The organism is Micromonospora echinaurantiaca (assembly GCF_900090235.1).
Classification (GTDB): domain Bacteria; phylum Actinomycetota; class Actinomycetes; order Mycobacteriales; family Micromonosporaceae; genus Micromonospora; species Micromonospora echinaurantiaca.
The window spans coordinates 4,154,707-4,170,482 of the sequence record NZ_LT607750.1 but is presented as its reverse complement, the minus strand read 5'-3'; the positions used below and the strand labels follow the sequence as shown (position 1 = coordinate 4,170,482).

Annotated in this window: 13 protein-coding genes; 6 read left to right on the top strand and 7 right to left on the bottom strand. The window is 72.6% G+C overall.

Going from position 1 to position 15,776, the window contains the following annotated elements; genetic code table 11:
- Window positions 1-83: 83 nt before the first annotated feature.
- Genes GA0070609_RS18785 through GA0070609_RS18775 form a run of 3 tightly spaced genes read right to left on the bottom strand, consistent with a single transcriptional unit; the run spans window position 84 to window position 3,512 of the window.
- Entirely contained in the window at window positions 84-845 is a 762-nt protein-coding gene (locus GA0070609_RS18785) for a succinate dehydrogenase/fumarate reductase iron-sulfur subunit (protein ID WP_088994993.1), read from the bottom strand.
- A complete protein-coding gene (locus GA0070609_RS18780; protein ID WP_088994992.1) occupies window positions 842-2,779 on the bottom strand; it encodes a fumarate reductase/succinate dehydrogenase flavoprotein subunit in 1,938 nt (645 codons plus the stop codon). Before GA0070609_RS18780 ends, GA0070609_RS18785 begins: the two co-directional genes overlap by 4 nt.
- Before the next feature lies 1 nt (window position 2,780).
- Window positions 2,781-3,512, bottom strand: a complete 732-nt coding sequence (locus tag GA0070609_RS18775; RefSeq protein ID WP_088994991.1) for a succinate dehydrogenase cytochrome b subunit — start codon at window positions 3,510-3,512, stop codon at window positions 2,781-2,783.
- A gap of 35 nt (window positions 3,513-3,547) precedes the next feature.
- Between GA0070609_RS18775 and GA0070609_RS18770 the strand changes: the two genes are divergently transcribed.
- Entirely contained in the window at window positions 3,548-4,474 is a 927-nt protein-coding gene (locus GA0070609_RS18770; protein ID WP_088994990.1) for a LysR family transcriptional regulator, read from the top strand.
- Window positions 4,475-4,487: 13 nt separating this feature from the next.
- Here GA0070609_RS18770 and hrpA read toward each other — a convergent pair whose 3' ends face one another.
- The gene (gene hrpA / locus GA0070609_RS18765; protein WP_088994989.1) at window positions 4,488-8,546 is read right to left on the bottom strand and encodes an ATP-dependent RNA helicase HrpA; all 4,059 of its coding nucleotides are present in this window, start codon (window positions 8,544-8,546) and stop codon (window positions 4,488-4,490) included.
- 168 nt (window positions 8,547-8,714) lie between these two features.
- Here hrpA and GA0070609_RS18760 point away from each other — a divergent pair, with 168 nt between their 5' ends.
- Complete coding sequence (locus tag GA0070609_RS18760; protein WP_231928332.1) at window positions 8,715-9,149, top strand: cytidine deaminase family protein; 435 nt, start codon at window positions 8,715-8,717, stop codon at window positions 9,147-9,149.
- 84 nt (window positions 9,150-9,233) lie between these two features.
- Here the strand turns inward: GA0070609_RS18760 and GA0070609_RS18755 are convergent, their stop codons facing one another.
- Window positions 9,234-9,593: a YciI family protein gene (locus GA0070609_RS18755; RefSeq protein ID WP_088997822.1), complete on the bottom strand. Its 360-nt coding sequence runs from the start codon at window positions 9,591-9,593 to the stop codon at window positions 9,234-9,236.
- Window positions 9,594-9,748: 155 nt separating this feature from the next.
- Here GA0070609_RS18755 and GA0070609_RS18750 point away from each other — a divergent pair, with 155 nt between their 5' ends.
- From GA0070609_RS18750 to GA0070609_RS18735, 4 genes are all read left to right on the top strand, one after another.
- Window positions 9,749-10,795, top strand: coding sequence for a FecCD family ABC transporter permease (locus GA0070609_RS18750; protein ID WP_088994987.1), 1,047 nt, complete (start codon window positions 9,749-9,751; stop codon window positions 10,793-10,795).
- The gene (locus GA0070609_RS18745) at window positions 10,792-11,892 is read left to right on the top strand and encodes a FecCD family ABC transporter permease (protein ID WP_231928331.1); all 1,101 of its coding nucleotides are present in this window, start codon (window positions 10,792-10,794) and stop codon (window positions 11,890-11,892) included. Before GA0070609_RS18750 ends, GA0070609_RS18745 begins: the two co-directional genes overlap by 4 nt.
- Window positions 11,893-11,954: 62 nt before the next feature.
- Window positions 11,955-12,917 (top strand): ABC transporter ATP-binding protein, encoded by a 963-nt coding sequence (locus GA0070609_RS18740; RefSeq protein ID WP_231928330.1) that lies wholly within the window; start codon window positions 11,955-11,957, stop codon window positions 12,915-12,917.
- Window positions 12,917-13,861: an ABC transporter substrate-binding protein gene (locus GA0070609_RS18735; RefSeq protein WP_088994986.1), complete on the top strand. Its 945-nt coding sequence runs from the start codon at window positions 12,917-12,919 to the stop codon at window positions 13,859-13,861. Before GA0070609_RS18740 ends, GA0070609_RS18735 begins: the two co-directional genes overlap by 1 nt.
- A 133-nt stretch (window positions 13,862-13,994) precedes the next feature.
- Here the strand turns inward: GA0070609_RS18735 and GA0070609_RS18730 are convergent, their stop codons facing one another.
- Together GA0070609_RS18730 and GA0070609_RS18725 are read right to left on the bottom strand one after the other, a co-directional pair.
- A complete protein-coding gene (locus GA0070609_RS18730) occupies window positions 13,995-14,897 on the bottom strand; it encodes an endonuclease domain-containing protein (protein ID WP_157748239.1) in 903 nt (300 codons plus the stop codon).
- 144 nt (window positions 14,898-15,041) lie between these two features.
- Window positions 15,042-15,686, bottom strand: a complete 645-nt coding sequence (locus GA0070609_RS18725; RefSeq protein ID WP_088994984.1) for a hypothetical protein — start codon at window positions 15,684-15,686, stop codon at window positions 15,042-15,044.
- Window positions 15,687-15,776 lie beyond the last annotated feature (90 nt).

The following is a 15,776-nucleotide window of genomic DNA, read 5'->3' as shown; positions in this document are numbered from 1 at the left end:
TCGCGGGAGAGCTGGGAGAAGGGGGACGGGCCGCCGCGCTCCCGATCGGGGAGTGCGGCGGCCCGTCCGACGAGCCGCCAGGCTCAGGAGCCGGGGGTGTCGCCCCGCTTGGCGGTGGCCTTCAGGTAGTCCCGGTTCAGCCGGCCGATGGTGTTCAGCGGGATGCCCTTCGGGCAGACCACCGTGCACTCGCCGGCGTTGGTGCAGCCGCCGAAGCCGGCCTCGTCGTGCGCGTCGACCATGCCGATCACCCGGGTGTACCGCTCGGGCTGGCCCTGCGGCAGCAGCGAGAGCTGGGTGACCTTGGCCGCGGTGAAGAGCATGCCCGAGCCGTTCGGGCAGGCCGCCACGCAGGCGCCGCAGCCGATGCAGGCCGCCGACTCGAAGGCGGCGTCCGCGTTGGCCTTGGCCACCGGCACCGAGTGCGCCTCGGGGGCGCTGCCGGTCGGCGCGGTGATGTAGCCGCCGGCCGCGATGATCTTGTCGAACGCGCCGCGGTTGACCACCAGGTCCTTGATCACCGGGAAGGCCCGGGCCCGCCACGGCTCGATGTCGATCGTGTCGCCGTCGGAGAACTGCCGCATGTGCAGCTGGCAGGCGGTGGTGCCGCGCTGCGGCCCGTGCGCGTTGCCGTTGATCATCAGGCCGCACATGCCGCAGATGCCCTCGCGGCAGTCGTGGTCGAACGCCACCGGCTCCTCGCCGGCGAGGATCAACCGCTCGTTGAGCACGTCGAGCATCTCCAGGAACGACATGTCCGGGGAGACGTCGTCGACCTGGTAGGTCACCATCCGACCCTTGTCCTCGGGGCCGGACTGGCGCCAGATGCGCAGGGTCAGGTTCACTTGTAGCTCCGCTGCGTGGGGTGGACGTATTCGAACTTCAGGTCTTCCTTGTGCAGCACCGAGGGTTCGCCGGTGGCGGTGAACTCCCACGCCGCGACGTAGGCGAACCGCTCGTCGTCGCGCTGCGCCTCACCGTCGGGGGTCTGGTGCTCGGCCCGGAAGTGGCCGCCGCAGGACTCCTCGCGGTGCAGGGCGTCGATGCACATCAGCTCGGCCAGCTCGAAGAAGTCGGCCACCCGGCCGGCCTTCTCCAGCGACTGGTTGAGCCCGTCGCCGTCGCCGAGCACCCGGACCCGCTGCCAGAACTGCTCGCGCAGGGCCCGGATCTCGTGGATCGCCTTGCGCAGCCCCGCCTCACTGCGCTCCATGCCGCAGTGCTCCCACATGATCTGGCCCAGCTCGCGGTGGAACGAGTCGACGGTCCGGTCGCCGTTGACCGCCAGCAGCCGCTGGATCCGGTCCTCGACGTCGCGCCGCGCCTCGACCGCCGCCGGGTGGCTGCCGTCGACCTTCTCGAACGGGCCGGCGGCCAGGTAGTTGGCGATGGTGTTCGGCAGCACGAAGTAGCCGTCGGCGAGGCCCTGCATCAGCGCGGAGGCGCCGAGCCGGTTGGCGCCGTGGTCGGAGAAGTTCGCCTCACCGATCACGAACAGGCCGGGGATGGTGGACTGCAGGTCGTAGTCGACCCAGAGGCCGCCCATCGTGTAGTGCACGGCGGGGTAGATCCGCATCGGCACCTCGTACGGGTCCTCGCCGGTGATCCGCTCGTACATCTCGAAGAGGTTGCCGTACTTGGCCTCGATGGCCTTGCGGCCGAGTCGCTGGATGGCGTCGGCGAAGTCGAGGTAGACGCCGAGCCCGGTCGGGCCGACGCCGCGCCCCTCGTCGCAGACGTTCTTCGCGGCCCGGGAGGCGATGTCCCGGGGCACCAGGTTGCCGAAGGAGGGGTAGATCCGCTCCAGGTAGTAATCCCGCTCGTCCTCGGGGATGTCCTTCGGGCCGCGGGTGTCGCCCTTGGCCTTCGGCACCCACACCCGGCCGTCGTTGCGCAGCGACTCGCTCATCAGGGTCAGCTTCGACTGGTGGTCGCCGGAGACCGGGATGCAGGTCGGGTGGATCTGGGTGTAGCAGGGGTTGGCGAAGTACGCGCCCTTGCGGTGCGCCCGCCAGGTGGCGGTGACGTTGCAGCCCTTGGCGTTGGTGGAGAGGTAGAAGACGTTGCCGTAGCCGCCGGAGGCGAGCACCACCGCGTCCGCGAACTCGGTGGTGATCTCGCCGGTGACCAGGTCCCGGACCACGATGCCCCGGGCCTTGCCGTCGACGACGATCAACTCCAGCATCTCGTGCCGGGAGTTCATCTCCACGTTGCCCAGGCCGATCTGCCGCTCCAGCGCCTGGTACGCGCCGAGCAGCAGCTGCTGGCCCGTCTGGCCCCGGGCGTAGAAGGTGCGCTGCACCTGGGCGCCGCCGAAGGAGCGGGTGTCCAGCAGGCCGCCGTACTCGCGGGCGAACGGGACGCCCTGCGCCACGCACTGGTCGATGATGTTGACCGAGACCTCGGCCAGCCGGTGCACGTTCGACTCGCGGGAGCGGAAGTCGCCGCCCTTGACCGTGTCGTAGAAGAGCCGGTGCACCGAGTCGCCGTCGTTGCGGTAGTTCTTGGCGGCGTTGATGCCGCCCTGGGCGGCGATCGAGTGCGCCCGGCGCGGGCTGTCCTGGTAGCAGTAGGACTTGACCTGGTAGCCCTGCTCGGCGAGCGTGGCGGCGGCCGAGCCGCCGGCCAGGCCGGTGCCGACCACGATCACCGTCATCTTCCGCCGGTTGGCCGGGTTGACCAGCTTGGCGTCGAAGCGGCGGCGTTCCCAGCGGGTCTCGATCGGGCCGTCGGGAGCCTTGGTGTCGGCGATCGGGTCGCCCTCGGTGTAAAGATCCATGTCAGGACACCAATCCGGTGAGTACGGCGAACGGGACCACCAGGAAGCCGGCGCAGAGGGCGACGGCGAAGACCAGCGCCGCGGTGCGCGCCCGGCGCTCGCCCTTCGGGGTCTGCTGGCCGAGGCTGCGGAACGCGCTGAACGCCCCGTGCCGCAGGTGGAAGCCGAGCGCGACGATCGCCAGGGTGTAGAAGAGCGTGACGTACCAGCGCTCCGGCGCGAAGTCGGCGACGACGTTGGCGTACGGCTTGCTCGGGTCGCCGACCGGGTTGAGGTGGCCGGTGGTCAGGTCCAGCAGGTGGTAGATCACGAAGAGCAGGATGATCACTCCGCCCCAGCGCATCGTGCGGGCCGCGTAGCTGCCCTGCACCTTCGGGCGGTGCGCGTACCGGACCGGGCGGGCGGCGCGGGAGCGCCGGGCCAGCATGGTGGCGGCGGCGATGTGCGCCACGACGGCGATCGTCAGCGCGCCGCGCTGGATCCAGAGGAACCAGACGCCCGGCAGCAGCGGCTTGCCGATGTCGCGCAGCCAGTGCGCGTAGTGGTCGAACGAGGTCTCCCCCGTGAACACCTTCAGGTTGCCGAGCATGTGCAGGATCAGGAACAGCACCAGGATGATGCCCGTCACCGCCATGACGGCCTTGAGGCCGACATTGGAGCGGATGGGCGACCGTGTTCTCGTGACTACCACGCGACCGACGCTAGGAGCAGTTTGATCAGTCGTCCAATGCATCGACCTCGTAGTCTTGATAGCCATAAGCTATGTAGATGCAGCTCCATCAGCTCCGGTACTTCGTCGCGGTCGCAGAAGTACGACATTTCACCCAAGCCGCCGACCTGGTGGGGATAACCCAGCCTTCGTTGAGTAAGCAAATTCACGCCCTGGAGACCGACCTCGGGGCCCCGCTCTTCGAGCGGGTAAGGGGCAACATCAGCCTCACCGCGGCCGGCGAGGTGCTGCTGCCGTTGGCCAAGCGGATCCTCGCCGACGTCGACACCGCCACCCGCGAGGTGCAGGAGCTGGTCGGGCTGCGGCGGGGCCGGGTCCGCCTCGGCGCCACCCCGAGCCTGGCCACCTCGCTCGCCCCGCCGGTGCTGCGCCGGTTCCGTGACGCGCACCCCACCATCGACCTGCGGGTCGAGGAGGGCGGCTCGCAGGACCTGGTCCGCGACCTGCTCCGCGGCGACCTCGACCTGGCCCTGATCATCATGCCCGCGCAGGGCATCGACCCGGGCCTGCGCGCCGACCCGATCCTGCGGGAGAGCCTGGTGGTGGCGTCGGTGGAGCAGCTGCCCGCCGCGATGCCGACCGGTCGGCTGCTCATCACCGACCTGCGCGACCAGCCGATGGTGATGTTCCGCGAGGGCTACGACCTGCGCGACGCCACCCTCCAGGCGTGCCGGGCGGCGGGCTTCGAGCCGACCGTCGCGGTCGACGGCGGCGAGATGGACGCGGTGCTCAGCTTCGTCGAGGCCGGGCTGGGCGTCGCGCTGGTGCCGGGCATCGCCCGCCGCCCGGGCGTACGGTTCACCCGGCTGGCGCCGCCCGGGGTGACCCGGACCATCGCGGTGGCCCGCCGGCGGGACGTGGTGCCCACCCACGCCGGGCGGGAGCTGCGCCGGATCCTGCTCGACTACGTCCGGGACGCGACCGCCGAGGGCCAGCTGCCGGCCGGCGTCGAGCCCCTGGCGTAGCGGTCGGGCCGGGTCAGCGGCCCTCGGCCTCGTCCATCGCCCGGTAGATGCGCTGCTCGGAGACCGGGTAGGGGGTGCCCAGCGCCTGGGCGAAGACGTTCACCCGCAGCTCCTCGATCATCCAGCGGATCTGCCGGACCGCCGCCGAGGTCCGCTTCGTCGGCGGCAGGGCGGCGAGCATGTCCTGGTACTCCTTCCACACCACCGCGATCCGGTCCTGCTGCTGCTTGTCCCGCTGCGGGTTGCCCGGCAGCCGGTCCAGCCGCCGCTCGATCGCGGTCAGGTAGCGCAGCAGGTCGGGCAGCCGGGCGTACCCGGTCTCGGTGACGAAGCCGGCGTGCACCAGGCCGGTGAGCTGGGCCCGGATGTCGGCCAGGGCGGCCACCACTGCCAGGTTCTGGGTCCGACCGAGCCGCTGCTCCACCGCGTACGCGGCGGCGAGCACCCGGCGTACCCGGTCCATCACCTCGACGACGGTGTCCACCAGGTCGGCGCGGACCTTCTCACGCACCGCGGCGAACCCGTCGGCGTCCCAGGCCGGCCCGCCCGCGTCGCCGACCAGCTTGTCGATCGCCGCCCCGGCGGCGTCCTCGATGAGCGGCTGCACCCCGCCGTGCGGGTTGCGGCTCAGCGCCAGCTTCGCCTCGTTCGACAGCCGCCCCTGGAGGAACTTCGCCGGTGAGGGCACGGTCAGCCGCAGCAGTCGCCGGGTGCCGGCCCAGTGCGCGGCCTCCTGCTCGGCCGGCGAGTCGAACACCTTCACCCCGACCGTGGCGCCCTCGTCCACCAGCGCCGGGTACGCAGTCACCGCGTAGCCGGCACGGACCTGCTCGATGGTGCGTGGCAGGGTGCCGATACTCCACTCGCGCAGCCCGGTGCGGGCCACGTCCGGCGCGGCGGCCGCCACCACCTGACGTACCTCCGCCTTGAGCTGGCGTTGCAGGGCCGGCAGGTCCTTGCCCTCGGCGACCGGCTTGTTCTCCTCGTCGAGCACCCGGAAGCTGACCCGCAGGTGCGCCGGCAGCTTCTCCAGGTCCCACGCGTCCCGGGGCACGGTCACCCCGGTCATCCGACGCAGCTGCCGGGTCAGCGCGTCGAGCAGCGGCTCCTCACCGGCCGGCATGGCCGCCAGCGCCGCCCGGGCGTAGTCGGGCACCGGGACGAAGTTGCGGCGCACCGCCTTGGGCAGCGACCGGATCAGCGCGACCACCAGTTCCTCGCGCAGCCCGGGCACCTGCCAGTCGAAGCTCTCGGCCGGCACCTGGTTGAGCAGCGGCAGCGGGATGTCCACGGTCACCCCGTCGGTCGGGGTGCCCGGCTCGAACCGGTAGGTCAGCGGCAGGTTCACCCCGTCGGCGGACCACTCGTCGGGGTAGTCGGCCTCGTCCACCCCGCCCCGGCCGGCGTTGACCAGCAGCTCGCGGGTGAAGGTGAGCAGCTCCGGCCGGTCCCGCCGGGTCTTCTTCCACCACGCGTCGAAGTGCCGGCCGGAGACCACGTCGGCCGGGATCCGCTCGTCGTAGAACTGGAAGATCGTCTCGTCGTCGACCAGGATGTCCCGCCGCCGGGCCCGATGCTCCAGCTCCTCGATCTCGGTCAGCAGCCGCTGGTTGTCCCGCCAGAACTGGTGGTGGGTGGACCAGTCGCCCTCGACCAGCGCGTGCCGGATGAACAGCTCGCGGCTCAGCGCCGGGTCGATCCGGCCGAAGTTGACCTTGCGAGCGGTGACCAGCGGGACGCCGTAGAGGGTGACCTTCTCGTACGCCATCACCGCCGCCTGCTTCTTCTCCCAGTGCGGCTCGCTGTAGCTGCGCTTCACCAGGTGCTGGGCGAGCGGCTCGACCCACTCCGGCTCGATCCGGCCGGCGACCCGACCCCAGAGCCGGGAGGTCTCCACCAGCTCGGCGGCCATCACCCAGCGTGGCGGCTTGCGGAACAGCGCCGAGCCGGGGAAGAGCGCGAACTTCGCCCCCCGGGCGCCCAGGTACTCGTTCTTCTGCGCGTCCTTCAGCCCGACGTGGGAGAGCAGGCCGGCCAGCAGCGACTGGTGCACCTTCGCGGTGTCGATCTCCTCCGGCAGGTCCGCGCCGGCGGCGCTGCGCCGGCCACCGTCGGCCGCGGCCTCCCCGGCGCCGCGCCGGCCGCGTCCCCGCCCGTCCCCCTCGGGGGTACGCAGCACCTGGCGCAGCTGGCTGACGATGTCCTGCCACTCGCGCACCCGCAGGTAGTTGAGGAACTCGGCCTTGCACATCCGCCGGAACGCGCTGGAGGAGAGCGCCCGCTGCTGCTCCCGCAGGTGCCGCCAGAGGTTGAGCAGCGTGACGAAGTCCGACTCGCGGTCGGTGAACCGGGCGTGCGCCTGGTCGGCCTGGGCCTGCTTGTCGGCCGGCCGTTCCCGCGGGTCCTGGATCGACAGCGCGGCGGCGATCACGATCACCTCGGTGGCGCAGCCGTTGCGCTCGCCCTCGACCACCATCCGGGCCAGCCGCGGGTCGACCGGGAGCTGCGCCAGCCGCCGGCCCAGCGGGGTGAGCCGCTTCGCCGGGTCGGCCTCGGTGACGTCCAGCCCGCCCAGCTCGTGCAGCAGGTTGACGCCGTCGGTGATGTTCCGCCGGTCCGGCGGGTCGATGAACGGGAAGGCGGCGATGTCGCCGAGGCCGATCGCGGTCATCTGGAGGATGACCGAGGCCAGGTTGGTGCGCAGGATCTCCGGGTCGGTGAATTCCGGGCGGGAGAGGAAGTCCTGCTCGTCGTAGAGCCGGATGCAGATGCCGTCCGAGGTGCGGCCACAGCGCCCCTTGCGCTGGTTCGCCGACGCCTGGGAGATCGGCTCGATCGGCAGCCGCTGCACCTTGAGCCGGCTGCTGTAGCGGGAGATCCGGGCGGTGCCCGGGTCCACCACGTACTTGATGCCGGGGACGGTCAGCGAGGTCTCCGCCACGTTGGTGGCCAGCACCACCCGGCGGCCGGAGTGCGGGGCGAAGACCCGGTGCTGCTCGGCGGTGGAGAGCCGGGCGTACAGCGGCAGGATCTCGGTGCCGAGCAGCGCGCGTTTCTTCTGCACCAGCTTGCCCAGCGCCTCGGCGGTGTCCCGGATCTCCCGCTCGCCGCTGAGGAAGACCAGGATGTCACCGGGCCCCTCGGCGGCCAGTTCCTCGACCGCGTCGCCGATCGCCTGGATCTGGTCCCGGACGGTCTCCTCGTCGTCGGCGTCCTCCTCCTCGGCCTCGGTGACCTCGACCAGCGGGCGGTAACGCACCTCCACCGGGTAGGTCCGGCCGGAGACCTCGACCACCGGCGCGGGCGCGCCCTCGGGGTGCTCGTCGGTGGCGGGGCCGGCGAAGTGCCGGGCGAAGCGCTCGGTCTCGATGGTCGCCGAGGTGATGATCACCTTGAGGTCGGGACGGCGGGGCAGCAGCTGCCTGAGGTAGCCGAGGATGAAGTCGATGTTGAGGCTGCGCTCGTGCGCCTCGTCGATGATCAGCGTGTCGTACTGGCGCAGCATCCGGTCGGTCTGCAGCTCCGCCAGCAGGATGCCGTCGGTCATCAGCTTGACCAGGCTGCGGTCGCTGACCTGGTCGGTGAAGCGCACCTTGTAGCCGACCACGTCGCCCAGCTCGGTGCCGAGTTCCTCGGCGATCCGGTCGGCCACCGTCCGGGCGGCCAGCCGGCGGGGCTGGGTGTGCCCGATCAGGCCGTGCACGCCACGCCCCAGCTCCAGGCAGATCTTCGGCAGCTGGGTGGTCTTGCCGGAGCCGGTCTCGCCGGCCACGATCACCACTTGGTGGTCGCGGATCGCGGCCGCGATCTCGTCCTTGCGCTCGCTGACCGGCAACCCGGCCGGATAGGTGATCACCGGCACCGCGGCCCGGCGGGACTCCAGCCGCAGCTCCGCCGCGGTCACGTCGGCGGCGATCTCGGCGAGCGCCGACTCCCGACGCTGCGGGTCCCGCAGCTTCCGCACCCCGTCCAGCCGCCGCTGAAGGCGGCGCTGGTCACGGAACATCAGCGGGTTCAGGCGGCGGTGCAGGTCGCGGACGTCGGTCCCGGCGGGTGCGGCTGGATTCTGCATGTCGTGGCCAAGGATAGGCAGCCGGGCGCCGGGGCGCCCCCGGGTTATCCGGCCCCCGCGCCGGCCGCCTGGCCGCCGCGTCGCCTGGCTGTCGGGTCGCCGGCCGGCCGGGCGGTCCGTCGCCCGGTCTAGAGTTGACCGCCGATTCGAGGCGTGGGGAGCGGGATGATGCGCGAGACCGACCGGGCGCTGGTGCAGGCCGCCACGGCGGTGGCCAAGTTGCGCTGCCGCAGCGAGAACCACACGGTGGCCGCGGCCGTCCGCAGCGCCGACGGCCGGGTCTTCAGCGGCGTGAACGTCTACCACTTCACCGGCGGCCCGTGCGCCGAGGTGGTGGCGATCGGCGCGGCCGCCACCCAGGGCGTGACCGAGCTGGAGACCATCGTCGCGGTGGGCGACCGGGGGCGCGGGGTGATCCCGCCGTGCGGCCGCTGCCGGCAGGTGTTGCGGGACTACTTCCCCGACCTGCGGGTGATCGTCGGCCCGCCGGACGCGCTGCGCGTGGTGCCGGTCGGCGAACTGCTGCCCGACACCTACGTCTGGGCCGACCACCAGCTCGACGCGCCGGTCGACCCGGCGCCCGCGCAGCGCACCGGGGACTGACCGCCCGGCGTCCACCGCCCGCCGGGCGGCGTCTGTCGGCCGGTGTCCGTCGCTCGGTGTCCGTCGCCCGACGGCCGGCGCCGGTCAGTCGCCGGCGGCGGCCTCCAGCATCGACCGCGGCAGCGGCACGCTCTCGAAGCGCAGGTTGCCCTCCGGCACCAGCCAGCTCATCACCTCGACGGCCAGCCGGCCGGCCCGCACCGCCGGGTCGTTGTGGTACAGCTCGCGGGCCTCCGCCGGGCTGACCGACAGGACGACGAAACCGCGCAGCCGCTCGTCGTCGGCGTCCACGAACGGGCCGGCGGCGAGGACGAGCCCCTGCTCCACCAGCCCCGCCTGGTGCGCCAGGTGCGCGTCCTGCAGCCGGTCGAGCGCGTCGAGCGGCAGGTCCGGGGCGTCCGGCGGACGGACCAGGAGCACGACCGTGTGCTGGTCGAATCGCATGCCCACACCCTAGGGCGGAGCGGGCCCGCCGCGCCGTGAACCGGCGCTGTCCGCCCTGCCCGACGGGGAGCCGGATCGACGGCCGCGAGTTAGGTCCGGCTAAGTCGGGTCGGCTAAGGTAAGGCGTACCTAAGCGCGAAACGTGCAGGAGATCCGTGACCACCCTCGCCACCCGACCGGCGCCCGCCGGCGGCCGGACCGGCGGCCGTGGCGGCCGCCGGGTGGCGGTCACCCTCGCCGCCGCGCTCGCGTTGCTCCTCGCCGTGCTGGCCAGCTTCGCGCTGGGCAGCCGGCCGCTCCCCGTCGACCAGGTCTGGCACGCGCTGGTCGCCCCAGACGGCGGCGAGGCCAGCACCATCGTCCGGGAACTGCGCATGCCGCGTACCGCCCTGGGGCTCGCCGTCGGGCTCGCGTTGGCCGTCGCCGGGGTGCTGTTCCAGGCGCTCACCCGCAACCCCCTCGCCGAGCCCCGGATCCTCGGCATCAGCGCCGGCGCGTCGACCGGCGTGGTGCTGGCCATCTCGGTCTTCGGCGTCGGCACCCTCGCCGGCTATGTCTGGTTCGGCATCGGCGGCGCGCTGCTGGCCGGGCTGCTGGTCTTCGCCGTCGCCAGCCGCGCCCGCGAGGGCGCCAGCCCGGTCACCCTCGCGCTGGTCGGCGCGGCCCTCGACGCCAGTCTCGCCTCCGTGGTGTACGCGCTGCTCAGCATCGACGCCCGCACCTTCGAGGAGTACCGGTTCTGGGTGGTCGGCGGGCTGACCGGCCGGGACCTCACGGTGGCCGCCCAGGTGCTGCCGTTCGTGCTCGCCGGGCTCGCGCTGGCCGCCCTGGTCGCCCGCGGCCTGGACGCGCTCGCCCTCGGCGACGACGTCGCCCGCGGCCTGGGGCACCGGATCGGGCTGGTCCGCCTCGGCGGTGGCGCGGCGGCCGTGCTGCTCACCGGGGCGGCGGTCGCCGCCGCCGGGCCAATCGCGTTCGTCGGGCTCGCCGTGCCGCACCTGGCCCGGGCCCTGGTCGGCGCCGACCACCGCTGGACCCTCGCGGTCTCCGCGCTGCTCGGGCCGGCGCTGCTGCTCGCCGCCGACGTGATCGGCCGGCTCGTCGCCCCGCCCGGAGAGGTGCCGGCCGGCATCGTCACCGCGCTGATCGGTGCCCCACTGCTGGCCTTCCTGGTCCGCCGCGCCAAGGTGGTGACCGCGTGAGCGCCCCAGCCCGTCCCGTCGCACCCGTCCCGGCCGTCGAGCCGAAGACCGGCGGCCCCGGCGTCGCCGGCCTGCCCGGCCGCTCGCTGTTGCGGGTCGGCCCGGTCAGCCTGCAGGTGCGCCGCCGCTCGGTGCTGGTCGCCGCCACGCTGGTCGTGCTGCTGCTGGCCGCCGGTGTGCTCAGCCTCTCCCTGGGCACCCCGTACGTCGCCCCGGCCGACGTGCTGCGCGCCCTCTCCGGCGCCGGCACCCCGTACGACCTGGTGGTCTTCGACCTGCGGCTGCCCCGGCTGGTGCTGGCCGCGGTGGCCGGCGCGGCGTTCGGGGTGGCCGGCACCCTGATCCAGAGCGTGGCCCGCAACCCGCTGGCCAGCCCGGACGTCATCGGCATCACCCAGGGCGCCGGTCTGGCCGCGACGGTGGCGCTGACCACCGGCGCGGCCGCGGTGGTGGTGGCGCCCGCCGCCCTGGCCGGCGGGCTGGCCGCCGCGCTGCTGCTGCTCGTCCTCGGCGCCCGGCACGGGCTGGCCGCGCAGCGGTTCGTGCTCGCCGGCGTGGCGGTCGCCTTCGCGCTGCGGGCGCTCACCGAGGTGGTCATGCTCACCGCCGACCCGATCGACGGGCTGCGGGCACAGATCTGGCTGATCGGCACGCTCGCCGGCAAGGGCTGGACCGAGACCGCCTGGATCGCGCTCACCCTGCTGGCGCTGCTACCGGTGCTGCTCTGGGCCGGCTGGGCGCTGAACAGCTCGGCCTTGGACGACGACACCGCCCGGGGGATCGGGCTGCGTCCGGTGGCCCGCCGGATCGGGCTCGCGGTGACCGGGGTGCTCGCCGCCGCGTCGGTCACCGCCCAGGTCGGCGCCGTCGACTTCGTCGCCCTGGTCGCCCCGCAGCTGGCCCGGCGGCTGGTCCGCGCGGAGCGCCCGCCGCTGGTCTGCGCCGCGCTGCTCGGCGCGCTGCTGCTGGTGCTGGCCGACCTGGCCGGCCGGCGGCTGTTCGCCCCCACCCAACTGCCCGCCGGCGTGCTCACCGCCGCCATCGGCGGCCCCTACCTGATGTTCCTGCTGCTGCGCGGCCGCCGGCGGTCGTCGTGACGCCCGCCGACCCCGGCCGACACGGGCCGGCCCCCGACCGCCGACCCCTCGAAGGAGGCACGATGCTCTCCACCCGCGACCTGGTCGCCGGCTACGACGAGCGGACCGTGCTGGACGGGCTGGACCTGGAACTGCCCGCCGACGCGTTCACGGTCATCGTCGGCCCGAACGCCTGCGGCAAGTCCACCCTGCTGCGCACCCTCGCCCGGCTGCTCACCCCCCGCCGCGGCACGGTGCTGCTCGACGGCACGGCCATCCGGGAACTGCCGACCCGGGAGGTCGCCCGCCGGCTCGCCGTGCTGCCGCAGAGCCCGCTGGTGCCCGAGGGCGTCACCGTCGCCGACCTGGTCGGCCGCGGCCGGCAGCCGTACCAGCGCTGGTGGCGGCAGTGGTCGGAGCAGGACAGCGCCGCCGTCGACCGGGCGATGGCGCTCGCCGACGTCGCCGGGCTGGCCGACCGGCCGGTGGACACCCTCTCCGGCGGCCAGCGGCAGCGGGTGTGGATCGCGATGACCCTCGCCCAGGACACCGAGGCGCTGCTGCTCGACGAGCCGACCACCTTCCTCGACCTGGCCCACCAGGTCGAGGTGCTGGACCTGCTGCACCGGCTGCGCGCCGAGCGCGGCCGCACCGTGGTGGCCGTGCTGCACGACCTCAACCAGGCCGCCCGGTACGCCGACCACCTGATCGCGATGCGGGCCGGCGCCGTGGTGGCCGCCGGGCCGCCCCGCGAGATCCTCACCGCCGACCTGGTCCGGGACGTCTTCGGCCTCGACTGCGTGGTCGTGCCCTGCCCGGTCACCGGGGCGCCGCTGGTGGTGCCCGCGCTCACCAGCCCGACCCTGGCCACCCCGCCGGCACAGGCCACCCCGGCCGACGCCGCCTCCTCCAGTGTCGCGTCGTCCGACGCCGCCCCGGGCGCCGCCCGGTCCGGTGGCACCCACTCCGGTGCCGCGCCGTCCGGCGCCGCCCCAACCGTCGGCGGGAACGCTCTCGCCGGCTCGTACCCCTCGGAAGGAATCTGATGCGTCGTCTCGCCGCCGCTCTCACCGCGGCGCTGGCCCTCGGCGTCGGCCTCACCGCCTGCGGTGAGAGCGACCCGGTCGCCGGCACCACCACCGGGGAGACCCGGGAGATCACCCACGCCATGGGCACCACCAACGTGCCGGCCGAGCCGAAGCGCGTCGTCGTGCTCGACACCGACAAGATCGACACCGCGCTCTCCCTCGGCATCACGCCCGTCGGCGCCGCCACCGCCGGTGAGGCACGGAGCTGGCCGACCTATTTCGGCGAGGACAAGCTCGCCGGCATCAAGGAGGTCGGGGTGCTCACCGAGCCCGACCTGGAGGCGATCAACGCCCTGAAGCCGGACCTGATCCTGGGCAGCAAGTTCCGCCAGGAGAAGTTCTACGACGAGCTGGCCGCCATCGCGCCGACCGTCTTCACCGAGAAGGTGGGCATCACCTGGAAGGAGAACTTCCTCCTCGACGGCAAGGCGCTCGGCAAGGAGCAGCAGGCCAAGGACCTGCTGACCACGTACGAGACGCGGGCCAAGGAGTTCGGCACCAAGCTCGGCGACGCCGCCAACCGCAAGATCTCCATCGTCCGCTTCGTCCCGGGCAACATCCGGGTCTACGGCCCGGACTCCTTCTCCGGCATCGTCATCGGCGACACCGGGCTGGGCCGCCCCGAGCGGCAGCAGTTGGCGAACAAGGAGGACAAGCGGTTCGACCTGGTCAGCCCCGAGCGGGTCAACGAGGTCGACGGCGACGTCATCTTCGTGACGGCGTACGGCGAGAAGGCCGCCGGCGAGCAGGCCAAGGTCACCGCGGGCAGCCTCTGGAAGGGCCTGTCGGCGGTCAAGGCCGGCAAGACGTACGTGGTCTCCGACGAGATCTGGATGACCGGCATCGGCGTCGGCGCCGCCAACAAGATCGTCGACGACCTCGAGAAGTACCTCGCCGCCTGACCCGAGGCGCTCCGGGCGCCTCGACGGGCGCACGTTCACTGAAAGAGTGGCTATTCCGCGAGGAATAGCCACTCTTTCTCTGTTTGGCCGTCCGGCTGGGCGGGGTGTCGGTCTTGGTGGGTTGGTGGCGGCGTTAGGGGCGGGGGCGGGTGCGGTGGGTTAGGGCTGCGCGGACTTCCGCGAGGAAGCCATCGAAGTCCTCGCGCATTCGCTTGCTCGTGACGTGCAGCACGATCCAGTCGTCGCCGAGGATTCTGTTGAGACGTTGCCGGTCGCGATGGAACTGTGCGGGATCGTGGTGCCAGAGTCCGTCGTACTCGATGGCGACCTTGAGTTCGGGCCAGGCGAGATCGACCCGGGCGACGAACCGTCCAGCTCGCGTGATGACGTGCTGGGTGACGGGGCGCGGGAGTCCGGCCCTGACGAGGCGCACCCGCAGTCGCGACTCCGGCAGCGACTCCGCGCCGGGGTCGGTCAGGCTGATCGCCTCGGCGAACCTACGCGATCCGCGCTCGCCTCGCCGCGTCACGAGATACCGGTCCAGTTCGGTGCGTCCGACTGCACCGATATGGCCGAGCGAGTCGATGAGGGCAACGGCGTCGACGACGTCGAGCCAACGCGCCACGTCCCAACACGTACGTTCGACCGTGGTGACGGGAATGCCATCGATCCGGCTCACCTCGCCGTCCCGCCATGGAGCGACGTGGATCAGGAGACCAGCCAACGGGCCGAACCGTGCTGATGGCTCGACGACCACCTCGACATCGTCGTCCGGGCCGCAGGTGGCTCCGCCGTGGAGCGCGACCGCCGATCTGCCTGCTATCGCACACCCGGGCGGGAAGAGCCACGACGCGGCGGCCCGGCAGCGGGTGTGGTGCGAGATCTCTAGTCGCGCATCGGCGTAGACGTTGTGGAAGAGCCGCCGCCATGCGCTCGTGCGGAGATCGTTCTTCGTCAACAGGCCACGCTGAATCGCTTCCCGGGAGTAGAAGACCCGCCCGACGAGTTCCGCCGGACGGCGGGGTTCGCGACTCACCCCCGCACCCTGCCCCACCCCTTCACCCCACGCCACGCCCTGTGGACAACTACGCCCCGACCGCATGCACGTACACGGAAAGAGTGGCTATCCGACGAGAAATAGCCACTCTTTCCGTGTACGTGCGTGTCCCGTGCCTGGGGGTCAGGCGGCGGTGGACCAGATGGCGCGGAAGGCGGCGGCCTCGCCGGCCAGCCAGTGCTCGATCTGGTCGAACTTGACCCCGTCGGGCATCCGGTGGGCCTGGCCGCGCCGCACGTCGACCAGGACCGGCTCGGCGTGCGGGAGGATGTGGTCCATGTGCCGGGCCATCAGGTGCAGGGTGGCGAGCACGGCCTCCTCGCTCGGCGGGGTCTCGTCGAAGTGCAGCCGGACGGCCTCGGCCCGGCCGTCGGCGTGGCGTACGCCGAAGTGGGGGTTGATCTTGACGGGCAGGTCGCCGAGCATGGCGAGCGCGTCGCGGGTCTGGGCCAGATCGACCGAGGTGGGCTCGCCCAGCGAGCGCAGCCAGGTGGCCGCGCCCGGCACCAGCGCCTGGTAGAGCGGGCGCCAGCGGGGCTTGACCACGTCGACCACCTGGTCGAGGTGGGTGCCGCCGGTGTGGAAGGCGATGTCGGCCTTGAGCGCCTTGACGAACTGGCCGTGCGGGTTGAAGCCGGAGCGGCTGGCCCGCTGCTTGCGCAGCCCGCCGACGAAGGTGGCCTTGGTGGGGCCGGTGCGGTCGACGTAGCGGGTGAAGCCGAGCAGCGTGGCGTAGGGGGTGAGCGGCGTGGAGGCGGGCGCGGTCACGGTCGTCCTCCCAGGTCAGGACGTCGATTAGTACATACATTCTAATCGACGGGGCTGACATCGCCCAGGGAACGAAAAGGGCCGTCCGGG